The organism is Burkholderia sp. BCC0322 (genome assembly GCF_902833045.1).
Lineage (GTDB): Bacteria > Pseudomonadota > Gammaproteobacteria > Burkholderiales > Burkholderiaceae > Burkholderia.
Map to the genome: position 1 here is coordinate 492,322 of NZ_CADFDU010000004.1, position 20,291 is coordinate 512,612.

General features: G+C 67.9%; 20 protein-coding genes. 10 read left to right on the top strand and 10 right to left on the bottom strand.

The genetic code is table 11. The annotated features are described in order from the left end of the window. Window positions 1-157: 157 nt before the first annotated feature. A complete protein-coding gene (gene adiC, locus HWX39_RS15465; protein WP_175968882.1) occupies window positions 158-1,690 on the top strand; it encodes an arginine/agmatine antiporter in 1,533 nt (510 codons plus the stop codon). Between the two features lie 3 nt (window positions 1,691-1,693). Continuing rightward, on the top strand, window positions 1,694-4,033 hold the full coding sequence (locus HWX39_RS15470) for an Orn/Lys/Arg decarboxylase N-terminal domain-containing protein (protein ID WP_175968883.1): 2,340 nt from the start codon (window positions 1,694-1,696) through the stop codon (window positions 4,031-4,033). 76 nt (window positions 4,034-4,109) lie between these two features. On the opposite strand, the gene HWX39_RS15475 is transcribed toward HWX39_RS15470, so the two are convergent. Continuing rightward, window positions 4,110-4,835 (bottom strand): hypothetical protein, encoded by a 726-nt coding sequence (locus HWX39_RS15475; protein WP_175968884.1) that lies wholly within the window; start codon window positions 4,833-4,835, stop codon window positions 4,110-4,112. 140 nt (window positions 4,836-4,975) lie between these two features. Next, window positions 4,976-5,950 (bottom strand): transcriptional regulator FtrA, encoded by a 975-nt coding sequence (gene ftrA, locus HWX39_RS15480; protein WP_175968885.1) that lies wholly within the window; start codon window positions 5,948-5,950, stop codon window positions 4,976-4,978. 111 nt (window positions 5,951-6,061) lie between these two features. Here ftrA and HWX39_RS15485 point away from each other — a divergent pair, with 111 nt between their 5' ends. Together HWX39_RS15485 and HWX39_RS15490 are read left to right on the top strand one after the other, a co-directional pair. After that, window positions 6,062-6,481, top strand: coding sequence for a rhodanese-like domain-containing protein (locus HWX39_RS15485; protein WP_175968886.1), 420 nt, complete (start codon window positions 6,062-6,064; stop codon window positions 6,479-6,481). Between the two features lie 101 nt (window positions 6,482-6,582). Further along, window positions 6,583-6,909: a superinfection immunity protein gene (locus tag HWX39_RS15490; RefSeq protein WP_011354384.1), complete on the top strand. Its 327-nt coding sequence runs from the start codon at window positions 6,583-6,585 to the stop codon at window positions 6,907-6,909. A gap of 15 nt (window positions 6,910-6,924) precedes the next feature. On the opposite strand, the gene HWX39_RS15495 is transcribed toward HWX39_RS15490, so the two are convergent. The 7 genes from HWX39_RS15495 to HWX39_RS15525 form a co-directional block, all read right to left on the bottom strand. Then, window positions 6,925-8,100, bottom strand: a complete 1,176-nt coding sequence (locus HWX39_RS15495) for a cytochrome P450 (RefSeq protein WP_175968887.1) — start codon at window positions 8,098-8,100, stop codon at window positions 6,925-6,927. Between the two features lie 101 nt (window positions 8,101-8,201). Continuing rightward, window positions 8,202-8,468 (bottom strand): YodC family protein, encoded by a 267-nt coding sequence (locus HWX39_RS15500; protein WP_175968888.1) that lies wholly within the window; start codon window positions 8,466-8,468, stop codon window positions 8,202-8,204. Window positions 8,469-8,807: 339 nt separating this feature from the next. After that, on the bottom strand, window positions 8,808-9,668 hold the full coding sequence (locus HWX39_RS15505; protein ID WP_175968889.1) for an isocitrate lyase/phosphoenolpyruvate mutase family protein: 861 nt from the start codon (window positions 9,666-9,668) through the stop codon (window positions 8,808-8,810). 158 nt (window positions 9,669-9,826) lie between these two features. Next, window positions 9,827-11,494: an ankyrin repeat domain-containing protein gene (locus tag HWX39_RS15510; protein ID WP_175968890.1), complete on the bottom strand. Its 1,668-nt coding sequence runs from the start codon at window positions 11,492-11,494 to the stop codon at window positions 9,827-9,829. A 191-nt stretch (window positions 11,495-11,685) separates the two neighbouring features. Further along, window positions 11,686-12,111, bottom strand: a complete 426-nt coding sequence (locus tag HWX39_RS15515) for a GNAT family N-acetyltransferase (RefSeq protein ID WP_175968891.1) — start codon at window positions 12,109-12,111, stop codon at window positions 11,686-11,688. A gap of 55 nt (window positions 12,112-12,166) precedes the next feature. Beyond that, entirely contained in the window at window positions 12,167-13,027 is an 861-nt protein-coding gene (locus tag HWX39_RS15520; RefSeq protein WP_175968892.1) for a MurR/RpiR family transcriptional regulator, read from the bottom strand. 55 nt (window positions 13,028-13,082) lie between these two features. Then, window positions 13,083-13,436 carry a NirD/YgiW/YdeI family stress tolerance protein gene (locus HWX39_RS15525; RefSeq protein ID WP_175968893.1) on the bottom strand — a complete coding sequence of 118 codons (354 nt, stop codon included), beginning with the start codon at window positions 13,434-13,436 and terminating at the stop codon, window positions 13,083-13,085. Window positions 13,437-13,668: 232 nt separating this feature from the next. Between HWX39_RS15525 and HWX39_RS15530 the strand changes: the two genes are divergently transcribed. From HWX39_RS15530 to HWX39_RS15550, 5 genes are all read left to right on the top strand, one after another. Further along, window positions 13,669-14,331 (top strand): response regulator, encoded by a 663-nt coding sequence (locus HWX39_RS15530; RefSeq protein WP_175968992.1) that lies wholly within the window; start codon window positions 13,669-13,671, stop codon window positions 14,329-14,331. Next, window positions 14,328-15,704, top strand: a complete 1,377-nt coding sequence (locus tag HWX39_RS15535; RefSeq protein WP_175968894.1) for an ATP-binding protein — start codon at window positions 14,328-14,330, stop codon at window positions 15,702-15,704. Before HWX39_RS15530 ends, HWX39_RS15535 begins: the two co-directional genes overlap by 4 nt. A gap of 232 nt (window positions 15,705-15,936) precedes the next feature. Further along, a complete protein-coding gene (locus HWX39_RS15540) occupies window positions 15,937-16,383 on the top strand; it encodes a MarR family winged helix-turn-helix transcriptional regulator (RefSeq protein ID WP_175968895.1) in 447 nt (148 codons plus the stop codon). Window positions 16,384-16,420: 37 nt separating this feature from the next. Beyond that, window positions 16,421-16,789, top strand: a complete 369-nt coding sequence (locus HWX39_RS15545) for an antibiotic biosynthesis monooxygenase family protein (protein WP_175968896.1) — start codon at window positions 16,421-16,423, stop codon at window positions 16,787-16,789. A gap of 565 nt (window positions 16,790-17,354) precedes the next feature. Next, complete coding sequence (locus tag HWX39_RS15550) at window positions 17,355-17,555, top strand: hypothetical protein (RefSeq protein ID WP_175968897.1); 201 nt, start codon at window positions 17,355-17,357, stop codon at window positions 17,553-17,555. Between the two features lie 473 nt (window positions 17,556-18,028). Here HWX39_RS15550 and blaPEN-bcc read toward each other — a convergent pair whose 3' ends face one another. After that, on the bottom strand, window positions 18,029-18,970 hold the full coding sequence (blaPEN-bcc, locus tag HWX39_RS15555) for a PEN family class A beta-lactamase, Bcc-type (RefSeq protein WP_175968898.1): 942 nt from the start codon (window positions 18,968-18,970) through the stop codon (window positions 18,029-18,031). Window positions 18,971-19,098: 128 nt separating this feature from the next. Between blaPEN-bcc and penR the strand changes: the two genes are divergently transcribed. Beyond that, window positions 19,099-19,989 (top strand): beta-lactamase transcriptional regulator PenR, encoded by an 891-nt coding sequence (gene penR, locus HWX39_RS15560; RefSeq protein ID WP_175968899.1) that lies wholly within the window; start codon window positions 19,099-19,101, stop codon window positions 19,987-19,989. The last annotated feature ends 302 nt before the right edge of the window (window positions 19,990-20,291 follow it).

Here is a 20,291-nt window from a genome sequence, read left to right on the forward strand (position 1 = left end):
AATCTTCAATTTATTAAATACCGGCGTTTACCCTTATTCGAAACCATCCAGGCGATAACATGAACACGTTAATTAAATCGACGATCCGCACCGGAATCGCCGACCGGCGCCCCGCCGCGCCACCTCAACCGCAACACGTCTCGTCAAGGAGCGTCGCATGTCCGATGCCAGCTCGTCCTCCTCCCGCTCCGCCGCCACGTCGGCCGCGGCTTCCGCGCCGAAAATCGGCGTCATTCCCGCCACGCTGATGGTCGCGGGCAACATGATGGGCTCCGGCGTCTTCATGCTGCCCGCGAACCTCGCCGCCACCGGCGGCATCGCGATCTTCGGCTGGCTGATCACCGTCGTCGGCGCCGTGTCGCTCGCGCTGGTGTTCGCGAAGCTCGCGGCGATCGACCCGGTCGCCGGCGGCCCGTACGCGTATGCGCGCAAGTCGTTCGGCCCGTACATGGGCTACCAGACCAACCTGATCTACTGGCTCGCGAACGTGCTCGGCAACGTCGGCCTCGCCGTGGCCGGCCTCGGCTACCTCACGCATTTCTTCCCGGTCCTGAAGGACCCGCTCGTGTTCGCGCTCGCACAGATCTTCGTGATCTGGCTGTTCACGTACGCGAACATCCTCGGGCCGAACGTCGTCGGCCGCGTGCAGTCGGTCACGACGATCTTCGCGCTGGTGCCGATCCTCGGGATGGCCGTGTTCGGCTGGTTCTGGTTCAGCAAGGACGTGTATTTCGCCGGCTGGAACGTGTCCGGCACCAACAGCTTCAGCGCGATCGGCGCGACGCTGAACTTCACGCTGTGGGCGTTCATCGGCGTCGAGAGCGCGTCGGTATCGGCGGGCGTCGTCGAGAACCCGTCGCGCAACGTGCCGATCGCGACCGTCGGCGGCGTCGTGCTTGCGGCCGTCTGCTACGTGCTCAGCTCGACCGTGATCATGGGGATGATCCCGAACAAGGCGCTGCTCGCATCGAGCGCGCCGTTCGCGGATGCCGCGCGGCTCGCGCTCGGCGATACGGCCGCGAACGCGGTCGCGATCTGCGCGGCGCTCGGCTGCCTCGGCTCGCTCGCGGGCTGGACGCTGCTGGTCGGCCAGACCGCGAAGGCGGCCGCCGACGACGGCCTGTTCGCCGGCGTGTTCGCCCGCGTGAACTCGAAGAACGTGCCGTCGGCCGGCCTTGCCATCGTCGCGCTGATCATGTCGGTGCAGGTACTCGCGACGATGTCGCCGAGCGCCAGCGAGCAGTTCGGCAAGATCGCGTCGATCGCCGTGATCATGACGCTGCTGCCGTACATCTACTCGTGCATCGCGATCAAGGTGCTCGGCTACGGCAAGATGCCGTCGCACCAGTTCACGTTCTACACGATCGTCGGCCTGATCGGCGCCGTCTACGCGCTGTGGGCGATGGTCGGCTCCGACGGCCAGCAAACACGCTGGTCGCTGATCTTCGTCGTCGCGACGATCGTCTTCTACGAGCTGTCGATCAACCGCCAGCGCGAGATCGAGGAAACCCATATCCATCCGGGCGGCCGCTCGCCGCGCTGGGTCCGCTATCTCGCGCTCGGCGTGACCATCGCCGCGCTCGTCGCCACCTTCTGGATCTCCGTGGGCCGTCACCAGGCCGACACCCTTCACGCGCGCTCGCCGGCTGTTGCCGCGAGCGTCCAGGCAACCCAGCAAACGGGGGATTAATACATGACCGCTTCCTTGACCCAACCGGCCTTCCGCCGCCTCGGCATGAAGGCGCTGCTCGTGCAGCACGACATCGATGAACGCACGGCCACCGGGCGCGCCGCAACGGCGCTTGCCGAGGAGCTGCGCACGCGGCTCGTCGACGTCGTGATCGCGACGTCCGCCGACGATGCGTGCGCGGTGGTCGCCGCCGATCCGGCGATTCAGTGCCTGCTGCTCAACTGGGAACTCGGCAACGATGCCGGGCACGCACCCGCGCAGGCCGTGCTCGACGCGATGCGCGCGCGCAACGCGACCGTGCCCGTGTTCCTGCTGGCGAGCCGCGCGAGCGCGTCCGCGATTCCGGTCGACGCGATGCGCAAGGCCGACGATTTCATCTGGATGCTGGAAGACACCACCGCGTTCATCGGCGGCCGGATCGTCGCCGCGATCGAGCGCTACCGCGAAACCGTGCTGCCGCCGATGTTCCGCGCGCTCGCGCAGTTCTCGCGCGTGTACGAATATTCATGGCACACGCCCGGCCACACCGGCGGCACCGCGTTCCTGAAATCGCCGGTCGGCCGCGCGTACTTCGAATTCTTCGGCGAATCGCTGTTCCGCTCCGACCTGTCGATCTCGGTCGGCGAACTCGGCTCGCTGCTCGATCACTCGGGCCCGATCGGCGAAAGCGAACGCTATGCGGCGCGCGTGTTCGGCGCGCATCGCACGTATCACGTGACGAACGGCTCGTCGATGTCGAACCGCGTGATCCTGATGGCGAGCGTCACGCGCAACCAGGTCGCGCTGTGCGACCGCAACTGCCACAAGTCGGCCGAGCACGCGATGACGATGTCGGGCGCGATTCCGACCTACCTGATTCCGTCGCGCAACCACTACGGGATCATCGGCCCGATCATGCCCGAGCGGCTGACGGCCGCCGCCGTGCGGCTCGCGATCGACGCGAACCCGCTCGTGCGCGGCCGCGACGGCATCGACCCGACGCCCGTGCATGCGCTGATCACGAACTCGACGTACGACGGCCTCTGCTACAACGTCGCGCGCGTTGAGGCACTGCTCGGCCAGAGCGTCGATCGATTGCATTTCGACGAGGCGTGGTACGGCTACGCGCGCTTCAACCCGATCTACCGCGACCGTCACGCGATGCACGGCGATCCCGCGCAACACGACGCGAGCAAGCCGACCGTGTTCGCGACGCAATCGACGCACAAGCTGCTCGCCGCGCTGTCGCAGGCCTCGTTCATTCATGTCCGCGACGGCCGCAACCCGATCGAGCACGCACGCTTCAACGAGGCGTACATGATGCATGCGTCGACGTCGCCGAACTACGCGATCATCGCGTCGAACGACGTGAGCGCCGCGATGATGGACGGCCCCGGCGGCGAGGCGCTGACGACCGACGCGATCCGCGAGGCCGTCGCGTTCCGCCAGATGCTGGCGCGCCTGCATACGGAATGCGCGGAGAACAACGACTGGTTCTTCAACGGCTGGCAGCCCGACAGCGTCGTCGATCGCAAGACCGGCCGCCGCGTGCGTTTCCACGAAGCGGACGAGACGCTGCTCGCCACCGACCCGTCGTGCTGGGTACTGCATCCGGGCGACACGTGGCACGGCTTCGGCGATATCGAGGACGACTACTGCATGCTCGACCCGATCAAGGTGTCGATCGTCACGCCGGGCGTCGCATCGCACGGCGGGTTGATGCCGGTCGGCATTCCGGCATCGGTCGTCACCGCGTATCTCGACCGGCACGGGATCGTCGTCGAGAAAACGACCGACTTCACGATCCTGTTCCTGTTCTCGCTCGGCGTGACGAAGGGCAAGTGGGGCACGCTCGTCAACACGCTGCTCGACTTCAAGCGCGACTACGATGCGAACGCGCCGCTCGAACAGGCGTTGCCCGAACTCGTCGCGCGCTATCCGCAACGCTACGGCACGCTCGGCCTGCGCGACCTGTGCGACCTGATGTTCAGCGCGATGAGCGACCTGAAGACGACCGAGATGATGTCGCGTGGCTTCTCCACGCTGCCGAAGCCCGATTACAGCCCGGCCGAGGCGTTCGAGCATCTGGTGCACAACGACATCGAGATGCTGGAGCTCTCGGAGATGGAAGGCCGCACCGTCGCGACGGGCGTCGTGCCTTATCCGCCCGGCATTCCGCTGCTGATGCCCGGCGAGAACGCGGGGCCGGCCGACGGGCCGCTGCTCGGCTACCTGAAGGCGCTCGAGCAGTACGACCTGCGCTTCCCGGGCTTCACGCACGACACGCACGGTGTCGAAGTCGAGGATGGCGTGTACCGGATCGCGTGCATCAAGCAGAAGCCGCGCGATACCAGCACGCGCTGAGTGCACCGAGCGCGCACGGCGACGCCGCGCCGCCGCCCGGCGGCAGGCGTCGTCACTCGCAGCCGGCATCGGCCGTTCAGGCCGCCGGCTGCCCCTTCAGTTGGCCGACCCACTCGGCGAGCTGCGCCGCCCCCTCTTCGTCGAGCTTGCCATCGAGTTCGCCGTACCACGACGCAATCGCGTCGGCCGGCTGCGTGGCCTTCAGGATCTCGAAGCTCTTCTCCAGGAACGACGAGAAGAGCGGAATGCCGCGCATGTAGAGGAAGGTCGAATCGGTGATGCGCACCTGCGCGTAGATGTCGCGCATCCATGCGAGATGCGGCAGCGCCTCGCGCAGGTGGCCGCTCTGCATCAATGCGGAAATGAAGTTCACGCACGCGGCAACGTCGGACTGCTCGTGCGTGTCGTGATTGACCTGGGCAGCCTTCAGCAGCCACGCTTCGCCGCGCTCCACTTCGCCGCACATCACCGACGTCGTCGCGAGCTGCAGCGCGTTGTGCGCGCTCGGCTCCCGCTCGAACAGCTTGAGCCAGTACGGGAAGGCTTCCGGGTAGCGCGCCATCTCCGAGTACGCGAGCGCGCACAAGCGCGCCGCATCGGCCAGCCGCTCCACGTGCGGCAGGGCGCCCGCGATCGCGTCCATGGGCCGGCCCGCCTGGAACGCGGCCAGCGCGGGGGCGAGTTCGGGGGCGATGTCGGGCTCGCGCGACTCACCCGGTTCGGCACCGGCTCGCGTCGACGGCGCAGGCGACGACGCTTCCGCGCGCGATTTCTTTCCGAACAGCTTTCCCAGCAGGCCCATGATGGTGTCCTTGTCGTTATCGTCGTGCCGCATGAACGGCGCAAGCCGGCGACCACGCAACCGGCTTCTCTCAGTGATGCGCGATCTTACGCCACCGCGGTGTCATCCGAGGAGAGCGCCGCCAGGAACCGGTACCGCGCTCAAGCGTCCCGCGCGCCTTCGCCGCGACTCATCCCGCGCCGGTACGCGGCGGGGCTCGTCGCCGCGACGCGCCGGAAATGCCGGCGCAGCGATTCCTCGGAACCGAACCCCGCTCGCGCCGCAACCTGCGCGAGCGACAGCCCGGGATGGGCTTCGAGCATGTCCTTCGCGACGTTCACGCGTTCGCGGATCAGCCACGCGAGCGGCGACATTCCCGTCGCGTCCGCGAACTGACGCTGCAGCGTGCGCGTGCTCATCGCGGCCTGTGCGGCAAGCGACGCGAGCGTGTGCGGCTCGGCCGCGTGCGCGCGCATCCAGTCGATCAGCTTCGCGAGCCGGTCGGTGCCGCCCGGCGCGACCGGGCGCGGCACGAACTGCGCCTGGCCGCCGTCACGATGCGGCGGCAGCACGAGGCGCTGCGCGACCCGGTTCGCGATCGCGCCGCCGTGATCGCGGCGCACGAGATGCAGCAGCATGTCGAGCCCCGCCGCCGATCCGGCCGACGTGATCACCTGCCCTTCGTCGACGTACAGCGCATCGGGATTCACGCGCAGCGCCGGATAGCGCGCCTGCAGTTTCTCCGCATAACGCCAGTGGGTCGTCACCGTGAGGCCGTCGAGCACGCCGGCCGCGGCCAGCACGAACACGCCCGAGCAGATCGAGCAGAGCCGCGCGCCGCGGCGATGCGCGGCCCGCAGTTTCTTCAGCAACGGTTCCGGCGGCAGCTCGTCCGGATCGCGCCAGCCGGGAATCACGATGGTATCGGCGCGATCGAGCGTCGCGAGCCGATACGGCGCGGCGACCGTGATGCCGCCCGCCGCGCGCACGGGCCCCGGCTCGCTCGCGCAGACCGCGAAGCGATACCAGTCGACCCCGAGCTCGGGGCGTTCGAGGGCGAACAGTTCGACCACGCAGCCGAATTCGAACGTGCAGAGGCGGTCGTAGGCGAGCGCGACGACGAGATGGTTGTGCATGGCGTGATGTTACCGGAACTTGTCGATCGCGCCACTGCCGCGAAACGGGCGGAACCGCGATACTGCCCCTCATTCCACCGCGTTCCGCACAACTTTCAGGAGAACTTTCCCATGTCCTACGTCACCGACGTGCCCGCCGCCGACAGCCCCGTCGCCCTCGCGCATTTCGAGGCATCGCTGCGCTTCGAGACCGATTGCTGGGACGTGCACGACGCGCTCGCGTCGGGTACGCCCGATTTCGTGCTGCTCGACGTACGCGGCCCCGACCAGTTCGCCGCCGGCCACGTACCCGGCGCGCGCAACCTGCCGCGCCGCAAGATCATCGAGAGCAAGCTCGCCGGCTATCCGGCCGGCACGCTGTTCGTCGTCTATTGCGCGGGCCCGCACTGCAACGGCGCCGCACGCGCGGCGATCCAGCTCGCGCGCCTCGGCCGGCCGGTCAAGCTGATGATCGGCGGCGTGACGGGCTGGCTCGACGAAGGTTTCGCGCTGAGCAACGATGTGCAGCCGGCAGGCGCCGAAGCCGGCTGATCGTCATTAAAAACGCAACAATCAATTGCCAGGGCGCGGCCTGCACGCAGACGGAAAAAGCGCGACAATCAGTCCCATTGCAGTTCGGATGGAGCAGCAACATGCAGAACGCAGTCCTGATTCAAGTGGCCGGTTCGGTCGCCGCGATCGCGATCTATTTTCTGCCGGCGGTCATTGCCGACCGGCGTGGCCGGCACGACAAGCTGACGGTCGCGATGTTCAACGCGCTGTTCGGGTGGACCGGCATCGGCTGGCTGATGACGCTGTACTGGGCCTGCCAGCCGAACCCCCGCACCGATGTCGCGCAGACGATCCTCGCGAAGCGCCGCGGTATCAGCATGCGAACCTTCTCGACCGGTCTCGTCGAACGCGTGCAACGCCGCGTCGCCGCCCAGGAACAATGGGCGGAGAAGCAAGGCTGCCGTTAAGTCCCGCTTTCCCCTTCACCGCGCCGCGCCGAACTTCGGCATCCTGACGTTGGTCGACGCACGGTAATGCCACGCCAGCCCGTCGCGCGGCGGTTCGCCGCCCGCACGCAGCCACGCCCCGAACGCCCCCGCCGTCACCGCCCGCGCGATCCGCTCGCCCGGGCAACCATGCGGCCCCGTGCCGAAGCCGAAATTCGGCCCGGCCGCGCGCTCAGGCATGAACCGGTGCGGATCGCGATGCACGGCCGGGTCGCGATTCGCCGCGGCAAGCACGACGAGAATCGCGTCACCGGCTTCGACGGTCACGTCTTCGATCGTCGTGCGCGATGCGACGAAGCGGCGCGTGTTCTGCACCGGCGAATCGAAGCGCCCGACTTCGGCAACGAATGCGTCGAGCGCGGCATCGTCCGGAACGCCGCGCGCCGCGCTCGCTCCCGCGTCCCCGTTCCACGCCACCAGGGTATTGCCGAGCCACGCGGCGGTCGCCTCGCAGGTCTGCGACAGCAGCCCGACCAGATTCGCGACCAGCGCGCCGCTCGCGTGCCAGCCCGACGCACGGGCCGCCTGCTGCACCGCGGCGACGAGCGTGCCGTCATGGGCCTGCGTCTGCGCGACGCGCGCCGTCATCCGGTCGAGCAGCTGCCGCGCGGCGTCGCTCGCGCGAGCCAGTGCCGGGGCATCCGACAACGGCGAAAGCGCGGCGACGAAGTCGACGACCTGCGCCGCGATGTCGTCGAGCTGCGCCTCGTCGAAGCCGAGCAGATCGGCGACCGCGCAGACGGGCACCGTCATGCACCACGCGTCCAGTGCGCCGGCATCGCCCGGCGCCGGCAAGCGCCGCGCGGCAATCCGCGTGGCACGGTCGCGCAATGCAGCCGTGTCGATCGGCGCGAACGCCGTGCGCAGCGCCTGCTTCGGCACGTCGTGCCGCAACGCGCCGTCGTTCATGCGCACCAGCTCGCCGAACAGCGCGCCGGCCGTCGTGCCGCGCAACGCGGGCGGCACGGGTGCGTCCAGCGGGCGAACACGGCAGGCCGGATGGCCCAGCACGGCCGTCACGGCGGCCGCGCAGCTCGCGACCCACAGGCCGAGCGTGGCGTCGAACGCGAGCGGCGGCCCGTCGACGAGCGCCGCATAGTAGGGATAGGGATCGCGGTGCGTGACCGCTGCGATAGGATCGGTCGGGTTCATGCGGACAGTATCGGCGCAGCGCACCGCCGCATGTTTCGGGCCGACGTGAAATGTCGCGGCGCGGGTACCGGGCGTGGCTGCATCGCGACGACAGGTGCTTGTCAGGCAGCCGAGCGGCAGCGATGCGACTGCATGCGCAGGCGTACGCGCCCGGCCGAAATCGCGCGCGGCTCGGGCACCACAGTGTCGTGAGGGAACATTTCCTGCCGGAATTCGCCGTTTTCGTCGAACCACTGGCAGATCAGCCAGTCGCCGTCGTCGAATACGACCGGCCCGGCATAGGTGATGGTCATGCGCGGCCCGCCCGTCTTCAGCGTCACGACATCGCCGACACGAAACCTGATGCGTTGATTTTCTCGGTTCGTCATCGCTCTCTCAGCATTCTTATATATCGATATTACCGGCGGCTTACCAACCGTTGATTTGAAACGTGCCGCAGATTATCAATCAAAAAACCAGCCGGCAACTCCCGCGTTCAAAAAACATAGTGAACGGGGAAATGCAACAATGCGCGGCATCGACGCGCCCGGCGGACGCCCGATCGCCCTGTCCGGCGCGGCTTGCGCGCCGGCGAGGGTCGAACGGGCCAAATGCGGAGAATAGACGATGTATTTTACGTCGTCACCGACGTTTAATTCGGACGCGAAATCGATTGATTATTGTCAATCAAAATTTCAATTGGAAACGATCCCACGATTTATTTACACTCATTCTCCGAACAAATCCGGTGAATTATCCGGTGACGCAAACCAGCGGTTGATATTGCGCCCGGGCACGGCAGCTTGCGTAAATGTAAACGTGCCGTCCTGCGCCATCTCCTTCGCCGCGCGCAGGAATGCGCCAAGCGCGGCCCGCGCCAGCGCGCCGCCGACGCTCACGCGCTTCACGCCGAGCGCCGCCAGTGCGTCGAGGCTCAGCAAGCCGCCCTGCAGCCCCATCACCACGTTCACGGGCGCGCCGACCGCCTGCGTCACCGCCGCGATTTCGTCCGCATCCGTGATACCCGGCGCGTACAGCACGTCGGCGCCTGCGTCGCGATAGGCGACGAGCCGCGCGATCGTGTCGGCGAGGTCGTGGCGGCCATGCAGGTAGTTTTCGCAGCGCGCGGTCAGCGTGAACGGGAACGGCAGCGCGCGTGCCGCGTCGACGGCGGCCGCGATGCGCTCGATCGCCGCTTCGCGCGCATAGATCGGCGCGTCGGCGCGGCCCGTCGCGTCCTCGATCGAGCCGCCGACCGCGCCGGCCTCGGCCGCGAGCCGGATCGTTTCGGCCACCGTGTCGGGCGCGTCGCCGAAGCCGTTCTCAAGATCGGCGCTGACGGGCAGGCCGCCCGCGGCGACGATCTCGACGATGTGATCGAGCATCGCGTCGCGGTCGATCGCATTGTCGGGCTGCCCCTTCGAAAACGCGTAGCCGGCACTCGTGGTCGCGAGCGCCTCGAAACCGGCCATCGCGAGCAGGCGCGCGGTGCCCGCGTCCCACGGGTTCGGGATGATGAAGGCGCCGGGGCGCGCATGCAGTGCGCGGAAGGCTTCGGCTTGGCGGGCTTGCTGGTCGGAAAGGGTCATCGCGGACTCCGGAGGGACGTTGACGACCGAGCTTACGCCGCTCGTGCACGCGACGTTTCAGCGTTCGCCGAAATGTCGTCGTGCGACTTGAAAAACCCGGCACGGCGGCAGCCGCCGACGAGCGGGCCGGCGCCTACCCGTCGCCGGCCCGCGGTCGTTCAGATCGATGCGCTCGGCCCGTCGTCGATGCCGAGCAATACGTCGGTCGCGGCCTCGGAGAAGCGCATCGCGCGACCGTCGATCAGCACGCCATCCGGATTCGACGGATCCCGCGTGGCATGCGGCACGCCGTGCGCGAGCAGCACCCGCGCGCAAGCCTCCCAGTCGGCCGCACCGGCATGCTCCGGTTCGTTGACGGATGCCCACGACAACGTGCCGAGCGCGTCGCTCCCGAACCCGTGCATGTCGCGCCAGCTCGCGCCGTGCGCGAGCAGGAACGCAAGCAGGTCCGCATCGCCGCGGAACACCGCGTGATTCAGCGCGCTCGCATCCCAGTCGCCGCCTCGCGCGGCGATCGGCCAGCCGAGTTCGACCATGACCTTCACGGCGTCGCGCGAACCCCACGCGGCAGCGTCCGGCAGCAACCGCAGCCGCTCGCCCGACAGCGCACCGGGCAGGTCGGGATGGCGCGCCTGGATGCGCCGCGCATCGTCGGCGTCGGCGCGCGCGCAGGCCGCCACGAACGCGTCCTGCGCATCGAGCGCCTCTTCCGCGCCGGCCGCACGCAACAACGCCTCGACATCGGGCAGCCCGGTCTGCATCGCCAGCCGGTACGCACTGACGCCTGCCGGGGTCCGCGCGCCGGGATCGGCGCCGGCCGCCAGCAGCGCGGCGACGTGGCGCGCCGAGCAGCGCACGCCGATCGCCCGCAACAACGGCGCGCCCCAGGTCTGCGCCAGCCCCGCTCCGGGCGGCTCGTTCGGATCGCCGCCATGCGCGAGCAGCAGTTCGAGCGCCTCTGCGTCACGCATGTCGAACGCACGCCGCAACGCATTCGTCCCGCCCACCCGCGCGCCGTGTTCGAGCAGCAGGCGCGTACAGGCCGGGTTCTCCACCGAGTGATACAGCGATTCGCCGTCGTTCGGATCGGCGCCGGCTTCCAGCAGCATGGCGGTGAGAACCGGATCGCGATTGACGCCCGCTGCGCCGTACAGGGCCGACAACGGGCCCGCGTCGTCGGGCTCGGCGAGCGAAGCCGGCGGAAAGCGGTTGCCGATCCGCTGGTTCGGATCGGCGCCGGCATCGAGCAGAAGACGCGCGCAGGCGCGCAGCCTGGCGGCAAACCCGGGAAGCTGCCCGAGCCGCGAATGCGTGACGGCGACCAGCGGCGGCAGCTTCAGCACGCCGCCGGCGCGCGCGATCCAGCCGGGATCGGCGGCCAGTGCCGCCTTCACCGCGTCGAGATCGCCGGCCGCGCATGCGACGGTCGGATCGCCCGCCACGAGATCGGGATGGTCGAGCAGCAATTTTGCGGCGACGCGCGGCCGGGGTGCGTCGAAGCCGCCGGTCACGTCGCCGCCGTACGCCAGGTCGAGCCAGCGCCGGATCAGTTGCGACCGCGGTTGCCCCGCCAGCGCATGCGTTTCGACGAATGCGCCGAGATCGGCCCATGAGGCAAAGCCGTACTCGCGCGCAATGCAGGATTGCGCGTCATGCAGGCGAAGCCCGAGCGCGCGCGCTTCGTCGTGCGTGCGGTTCGCGGCGGCAGGGAGAAACCGGACAAAGCGCGCGACGGCATCGGCGTCGCCTTGCCGGTACAGGCGCAGCAATGCCTTGGCCTGCTTTTTCAGATGATCGGGATTGGCCTTGGGCGGCAGCTTTTTCATGCGAATCCTCGTGCAGTCGTGGCCGAAGGTCCGCAATACCGCCAGCACAAAGGACAGGGGGAAAGCGAATTTGCTGCGACAGGTGGGTTCAACCCTTTCCGCGGACCCGGAAGCGACCTGCATCGCTGCCAGGTATCCTAGGCGACGGCCAGCGACCTCGTCAACCGTGCCGCGCCATGCGGCGGCGAGGCTCAGCCCGCGAGCTTCTTCGTCAGGAAAATGCGCGCGTGTCCGACCGGATAATCCGGCAACTCGCCGAAGCGGACATAGCCGCGCTTCTCGTAGAACGGCCGCGCCTGAAAGTCGAAGGTGTCGAGCCACGCGCTGTGGCAGCCGCGCGCGGCGGCTTCCGCCTCGGCCAGATCCATGATGCGCGTGCCCGCGCCCTGGCCGCGCGCGGCCTCGGGCACCACGAGCAGGTCGACATGCAGCCAGCCATACGCCGTGCTGCCCCACAGGCCGCCCACCACCGCGCCGTCGCCATCGGTCACGACCACGGCCAGCGGACGGGCATCGTTCGGGCTCGCCTGGCTTTCGTTGAACCGGACGAGCGGCGCGACGATCTGCTTGCGCACGTTCGCGTCGCCCGCGTCCGTCACCTCGTATGTGAACGTCATCGGTTGAGTCCGCGTGAATCGAAAACAAGGAAAGGTTGCAGCCGTCCGTACCGCGTCAAACGACGTAAGCACCCTTCGCGTGCAGTTCCGCTTCCGTGCGCTCGAGCGCGGCGACCGCATCGCTGCCTTCGAGCGCCAGCAACTGCGCGACCAGCGTTTCGGCGATCGCGTGCGCGGCCACCAGTGACGGGAAGAACGACGGGCTGTCGTGCGCGAAGATCAGTTGCGCATCCGCGTGCAGTGCGATCGGCGACACCGCGCTGTCGGTGATCGCGACGATCCGGCTGCCCTGCGCCTTCGCGGCCTGTGCGACGCGCGTCGCTTCCGCCGAATACGGTGCAAAGCTGACGACGACGGTCACGCTCTGCTTCGCGATCGTCCGCAGCTCCATTTCGAGCGAACCGGCGACGCCGTTGAGCAGCGACACGGTCGGACGGAACAGCCGGTAGCCGTACACGAAGCCGAACGCGACCGGATAGCACGAGCGAAACCCCGCGACATGCACGTGCGACGCCTTGCGGATCAGTTTCGCGGCATCGGCGAGCGCGTGCTCGTTCTGCGCGGCGGTGGCCGACAGGTTGTGTTGTTGGGCGGCGAGCAGGTCGTGCGCGAGCGACGCCTTCGCGTCGGGCCGCACGAGCGAGCGCGCCCGCTGCGTGAGCGGCTCGGGGCGCGTGCGCACGCGTGCGACGCACAGGTCGCGCAGCTCGTTCCAGCCGGGGAAGCCGAATTGCTGCGCGAGCCGCACGAGCGATGCGGGCTGCACCTGTGCGCGCTGTGCGACCTTGCGCATCGACGAGGTGGCGACTTCGTCGGGATGATCGAGCAGGAAGGCGGCGCCCGCCTGGAATTGCGGGCTCAGCTCGGAAAATTGCGCCCGGATCCGGGACGCGAGTTCGTCGAAATTGGCGGCCATCTTGGTGGGTACGGGAACCGGTCGTCCATGGTATCACCGGCCCCGCGCGCACCGGTCAGCGCAGCACTTCGACGTGATCGGCGTCGACCTTCACGCTACCCGACCATTTGCGCTCGAATTCGCCGGTCACCTTCACTTCGTTCTTGTCGCTGACGGGCTGGCCGGCCGCCCACAGCTTGTGGTCGATCTCGACGTGGATCGTGCCGGTCGCATCGGCGAATTCGTAATCCTCGCCGCCGACATGCTTGACGATGCGGCCCTGCAACTGCACGTGCTGGTCGTCCTTGCCGTTCGCGAGCAGCTCCTTCACGGTCGTCGGGGTCAGCGCGGACGGCCCCGTATATTGCGCGTAGACGGCGGCGGGCAGCGTGGCGAGCGCAACCGTCAGGATTCTGGCCAGGTGTTTCATGATCGTGGTCCTCTTCTTCGATGTGACGCCGCGCCCCGATGAACGCGACGGCCCCAGATTACGGACCGTAAGATTAAGCAAACCTGAAGGCCGCACCGAAGCGACACGGTGCCGCATCGGATGCCCGCCGACGCCCGCCGCGCGCCGCCCGCATTTAAGGTGCGCCTAAGACACGGGCGCTTATCATGGGAACCCCGGGCGCCACGGCGCCCCGTTGAAGAGACACCAATTCATGCGCGTATTGCTCGTCGAGGACGATCCGCTGATCGGCAGCGGGCTCGAACAGGGGCTCAAACAGGAAGGCTTCGCGGTCGACTGGGTGAAGGACGGCGACGCCGCGTCGCTCGCGCTGCGCGCGACCGGCTACGGCCTGCTGCTGCTCGATCTCGGGCTGCCGAACCGCGACGGCCTGTCGGTGCTCGCCGCGCTGCGCCGCCGCGACGAAAACCTCCCCGCGATCATCATCACCGCGCGCGACGGCGTGCCCGACCGCATCGCAGGCCTCGACAGCGGGGCGGACGACTATCTCGTCAAGCCGTTCGAACTCGACGAACTGCTCGCCCGTATCCGCGCCGTGAACCGCCGCCATGCGGGCCGCGCGCAGACGACCCTCGCGATCGGCCCGCTGCGGCTCGACCCCGTCAAGCACCTCGTCTGGCTCAATGACGACGAAGTGCCGCTGTCGCCGAAGGAGTTCGTGCTGCTGCACGAGCTGATGCGCGACCCGGGCGCGGTGATTTCGCGCGAGCAGTTCGAGGAGCGGCTGTACAGCTGGGGCGAGGAAATCGAGAGCAACGCCGTGCAAGTGCACATCCACAACCTGCGCAAGAAACTCGGCCACGACATGATCCGCACGGTGCGCGGCGTCGGCTACCGGATCGGTGACGGCCCATGACGCGCATGCAACGCGCGATCGCGCGCTGGCGCAACGCATCGCTGCGGCGGCGCCTGCTGACGTGGCTGCTGCCGGCCGCATGCGTGATCGGCCTCGTCGCGAGCGCGGGCACCTACTGGGGCGCGCTGCGCGAGCTCGACGACCTGCTCGACGACCAGATGCGCAGCATGTCGAAGCAGATCGTCGTCGGTCCGAACGGCGAGCTGTCGTTCAGCAACCACGCCAACGGCAAGCACGGTTTCGAGGCGAGCGACCCCGACGCCGTGCTGCTGCAGGTCTGGCGCAACGGCACGCTCGTGTATTCGACCGACCGCGATTCGAAACTGCCGCCGCCCGAGCAGAAGGGCATCGCAAGTGTCGACGTCGCCGGCCAGCCGTGGCGCACCTATGTGACCGAGCGCGGCGGCACGACGATCCGGCTCGCGCAGGCACGCCATGCCCGATGGGAAGCGATCGCGGGCATCGCCGTGCACCTGCTGTGGCCGGTGTTCTCGATGCTGCCGCTGCTCGCGATCGGCCTGTGGTTCGGCATCGGCGCGGGGTTGCGGCCGCTGCGCACGATTGCATCCGGCCTCAAGCGCAGGAATGCGAACAATCTGGAACCGGTCGACGTCGGCTCGATGCCGAACGAAGTCCGACCGCTCGCCGAAGCGATCAACGACCTGCTCGCGCGCCTCGACCGCTCGTTCACGCTGCAGCGTCACTTCATCGCCGACGCCGCACACGAGTTGCGCACGCCGATCATGGGCCTGTCGATCCAGTCGCAATTGCTGCGGCGCGCGGCCACCGCCGAAGAACGCGAGCACATCCTCGCACAGATCCAGGCAGGCACGACACGCCTCGGCCACCTCGCCGAGCAGTTGCTGACGCTCGCGCGCCTCGAACCCGATGCGCAGGCGGCCGCCTCCGTGTCGGCCCCCGTCGATCTCGCCGCGCTGTGCCGGTCGGTGGTTTCGGATCGCACGCGCGTCGCCGACGCGCACCGGATCGATCTCGGCGCGATCGTGTCGACGCCCGTGATGACGTCGGGCAATGCGGACACGCTGCGCGTACTGCTGAACAACCTCGTCGACAACGCGATCCGCTATGCGGGCGACGGCGCGCGTGTCGATGTGTCTGCACGCATCGACGGCGCGACGCCCGTGCTCGAAGTCGCCGACGACGGCCCGGGGATCCCGGAGGCCGAACGCAACGACGTGTGGGAGCGCTTCTATCGCGGCGCCGGCGCGCAGGCCGTCACGTCGTCGGGCAGCGGGCTCGGGCTGTCGATCGTCAAGCGGATCGCCGAACAGCATCGCGCGACGGTTACACTCGGCACCACGCGCGGCGGGCGCGGGCTGACCGTCACCGTGCGCTTTCCGCTGCCGGCCTGACCCGCGCGCATCGCGCGGCTTGTCCACAGATTGTGTTGGCAAGCTTGTGGACAACCGTCCATTAACAGCACCAAGCCATTGATCGGAAAGGGTTTGCCAGGCGTGCTTGGCAAATGCGCCAGCCCGGGTCAACCACGCATCTCGCTCAGCTGTCGTCGACGATTCGCTCGCAACATTGACAACCAGTTGTCCATAACGTAAAGTGGTTGTCAATTTATCCCGCGTATCGAACATGACGAAATCCGCGAAGCTGACCGCCGTCGCGCTGTCCGTATTCCGCCTGAACGGCCTGCTGATCGAATGGGGCAACACGTTTGCCGGGCCCCACGGCCTGACCAGTGCACGCTGGCAGGTGCTTGGCGCCATCTCGCTCGCGCCGGAAGCCCCGAACATCCCGCAGATCGCCGATGCGATGGGCATCACGCGGCAGGCCGTGCTGAAACAGATCAACGTGCTGACCGACGAAGGGCTGGTTCAATCGCTGCCCAACCCGGCACACAAGCGCTCGCCCCTGTACGCGCTGACGCCTCGCGGCGAGGCGGCCTACCAGGCCGTGGTCGGGCAGTGGCAACAGCATGTCCGCGACATCGCCGGCGACTTCAGTTCGGCTGACCTGGATGCGGCGATCCGCGTGCTGTCAGCGATGTCCAGCGCGCATGGCGCCGCTGCACCGACGTGACCGCTCAACCGCTCCCCCCTCATCCGAAGGAGTTCCCATGCCTCAATTCAAGCCGATGGATCCGGCTTTTCCGATCCAGCAACAGGTCGCCATCGACGCGGAGCCGGTCGTCCTCGTCAACGTGTTCACGTTGGCCGCCGCCGACGAAGCCGACTTTCTCGCCGTGTGGAAGGACGACGCCGAATTCATGAAGCGGCAGCCGGGATTCATCTCGACCCAGCTGCATCGCGCGCTCGGCGACAGTCCGACCTACCTGAACTACGCGATCTGGGAATCGACCGCAGCGTTTCGCGCGGCCTTCACGCATCCGGAGTTCGTCGCCAAGCTGTCGGCCTATCCGTCGTCCGCCGTCGCGAGCCCTCACCTGTTCCAGAAAGTCGGTATGGCCGGTATCTGCACTGCGTGAGTGCACGCGTGAAGCGGGGCAACGCGTGGCATTCGCGGGGGTGTCGCGCGTCGCTCGCGCACCCCGACTTCTCCACAGAAAATGTTGGCAAGCTTGTGGATATCCTGCGCACCGCAACCCTAAGCCCTTGATCCGATGGACTTTGGCACGCGTGATGCAGACGAGGCCCCGGGGATGGCCATCGCATCCCCCGCGTCGCCGCACGACGCATCACAACGCCAAGACGATGCACGCCGCAGCCGGTTCTCGCACGTGCCCGCCATGCGCGGCGCACTTACCCACAGATTTTGTTGGCAAGCTTGTGGATATCCTGCGCAAGCCTGCGCTAACCCGTTGATCGGACTACGGTTCATGCGCGGCGTCACGGTTGCGGCACCGTGCGGCCCGCGCAGGCGGACGATCCCCCGCAACAGCAGCGCATCGCCGTCGCCTTGACGCTCGCGCCTGCCTCGCGTCAAGATCACGCGAGCCGCACGCTGACGCGCATCGCCGGCTTCGCGCGACGGCTCAACGGCCTGGACGTTCCGCCGGTGCCGCACCACGACACCTCACTCCGAGGAAGACCATGGAACACTTCACCGCGTGGCAACTGGTCGTCTCACTCGTGCTCGTCGCCGTCGTCATCTATCCGTACGTCCGCATCGTCCGGCGTACCGGGCATTCGGGCTGGTGGGTCCTGACGATGTTCGTCCCGATCCTGAACTTCGTGATGTTGTGGGTGTTCGCGTTCGCGCGCTGGCCCACCGTCGATGATCGGCAGCCCTGACCGTCGTCACCACGGCTGCTCGGCTTGTCCACAGATTTTGTTGGCAAGCATGTGGATAGCCTGCGCATACCGCGACCAAGCGCTTGATCCGAAAGACTTTCTCCGTGCCGCTTCAAATGCGGCACGCGGCCGGGAAAGCGCCGCTCACACGCCCGTTCGCCACGTGACGGAGCACCTTCCGCGCGTGCGAACCGGCTTGTCCACAGATTGTGTTGCCAAGCGTGTGGATAGCCTGCGCATACCGAGGCCAAGCGCTTGATCCGAAAGACTTTGTCCGCGCCGCTTCAAACGCGGCACGGCGGCCCGCGCCACGCCGGATGCGGCCGCGCGCGGGCTTGTCCACACTTTTTGTTGGCAAGCATGTGGATATCCTGAGCATGCGTGACCTAAGTCGTTGATCGCACAACGTTTGATCACGCAGGTCACGGCCGAGGCACGGCATGCATGCGGATCACACACGCCGCGCCACCCGCTCAACCGAATGCCCGGACCACGATGCGTGCGACCGACGCGATCACGTCGTCCTTCGCCCGCGCATCGGCACGCGCCTGCGTGTAGTACACGGCCAGCGCGATCGGCGCACCCGACGGCGACCACACGACACCCGCGTCGTTGGTGGTCCCGTAGTCGCCGGTGCCCGTCTTGTCGCCGACCGTCCATCCGGCCGGCACGCCCGCACGGAGTCGCTTGTCGCCGACCTTGTTGCCGCGCATCCACGCGACGAGCTGCGCACGCTGCGCGGGCGGCAGCGCATCGCCAACCATCAGCACGCGCATGCTCGCGGCCATCGCGGCCGGCGTCGTCGTGTCGCGCGGGTCGCCGGGCAGCGCGGTATTCAGTTCGGTCTCCCATCGATCGAGCCGGAACGTGTCGTCGCCGATCGAGCGCGCGTAGGCCGTCACCGCCGGCGGGCCGCCGAGCAGCTTCATCAGCAGGTTCGCGGCCGAGTTGTCGCTGTACTGGATCGCGGCCTCGCACAGCGCGGCAACCGTCATGCCCTCACCGACATGCTGTTCCGACACCGGCGAATAGTTGACGAGGTCGGCCCTGGTATACGTCACGCGCTGTTGCAGCAACGCGGGGCGCTCGACGCTCTGCGCCAGCACCGCCGCGCTCAGCATCGCCTTGAACGTGCTGCAGAACGGGAAGCGCTCGTCCTGGCGATGTGCCGCGCGCCGGCCGCTTGCGATGTCGATCGCGCACACGCCGAGGCGGCCGCCCGCGCTGCGTTCGAGCGCCGCCAGCGCATCGAACGCTTCCGCGTCGAGCGAGGCCGCCCCGACCGCGGCGGCGGCCTCGCTCGATGACGGGTCCGGTGCAGCCGTCTGCCGCGACGCGCACGCGGCGACGGTCAGGGCGAGCGGCGCTGTCGCAGCGGCCAGCAACAAGGTTCGACGTTTCGAAGAGTGGGTCATGTCGGTTGTCTCGTGGAGGAATGTGAGCGAAAGGGGGTTGAACGCACCCGGCCGGCGAGACAGCACTATCGGGACTTTACGGTTGCCTGACAAGCAACGATAATTGAGCGCTGACAAAAGAAATCCTTATGACTAAGCTCCGCCCTCATCTTCCGCTCAATGCGCTGCGCGCGTTCGAATCGTCGGCGCGCCACCTGAACTTCACACGCGCCGGACTCGAGCTGAGCGTGACCCAGGCCGCGGTCAGCCAGCAGGTGCGTTCGCTGGAGGAGCGGCTCGGCTGCACGCTGTTCACGCGGCTGCCGCGCGGCCTCGGGCTCACCGACGAGGGGCGCGCGCTGCTGCCTGTGCTGAGCGACGCATTCAGCCGCATCGAGACGGTGCTCAAGCAGTTCGACGGCGGGCGCTTCCGCGAGGTACTGACGCTCGGCGTGGTCGGCACCTTTGCCATAGGCTGGCTAATGCCGCGCCTGAAACAGTTCGGCGATACGCACCCGTTCGTCGAGTTGCGGATGCGGACCAACAACAACGTCGTCGACCTCGCCGCCGAGGGCCTCGACTTCGCGATCCGCTTCGGGGAAGGCAACTGGCCGACGACGCGCAACGAGCGCCTGCTCGACGCGCCGCTGACCGCGCTGTGCGCGCCGGACATCGCGCGGCGGCTCGCACAACCGGCCGATCTCGCGAACGAAACGCTGCTGCGCTCGTACCGCACCGACGAATGGCACGGCTGGTTCGATGCCGCGCAGCTCGCGCCGTGGGCGGTCAACGGGCCCGTGTTCGATTCGTCGCGGCTGATGGTCGAGGCTGCGATGCAGGGCGCGGGCGTCGCGCTCGCGCCGGCGTGCATGTTCGCGCGCGAATTGCAGCTCGGCCTGCTCGTGCGACCGCTCGACATCGACGTGCGCGCCGGCGGCTACTGGCTCACCTCGCTGAAGTCGAAGCCGCTCACGCCGGCGATGACGCTCTTTCGCGACTGGATCGTGGCCGAAGCGGCCGCCGCGGCGCCGGCCGAATGACACGGCCCGCTTGTCCACAGAAAGTGTTGGCAAGGATGTGGATATCCTGGGTACCCGGGACCTAAGCCCTTGATCGCGCACGAATTAGCGTGACGACGCAGACATCGGGCAGCCTGCATTCACGGGCTTCACGCGCCGGCCCCGAACGGCCCGATCGTCAACTGGCGCGACGCAATCGATTGCAAGTTGTCCACAGAATATGTTGGCAAGCCTGTGGATATCCCTCCGATGCGCCGCGTAACGCCCTGATGCAAAAGGGGATTCAATTCACGGACCTTGCGAGGTCAACCCTGTGGCAGCGC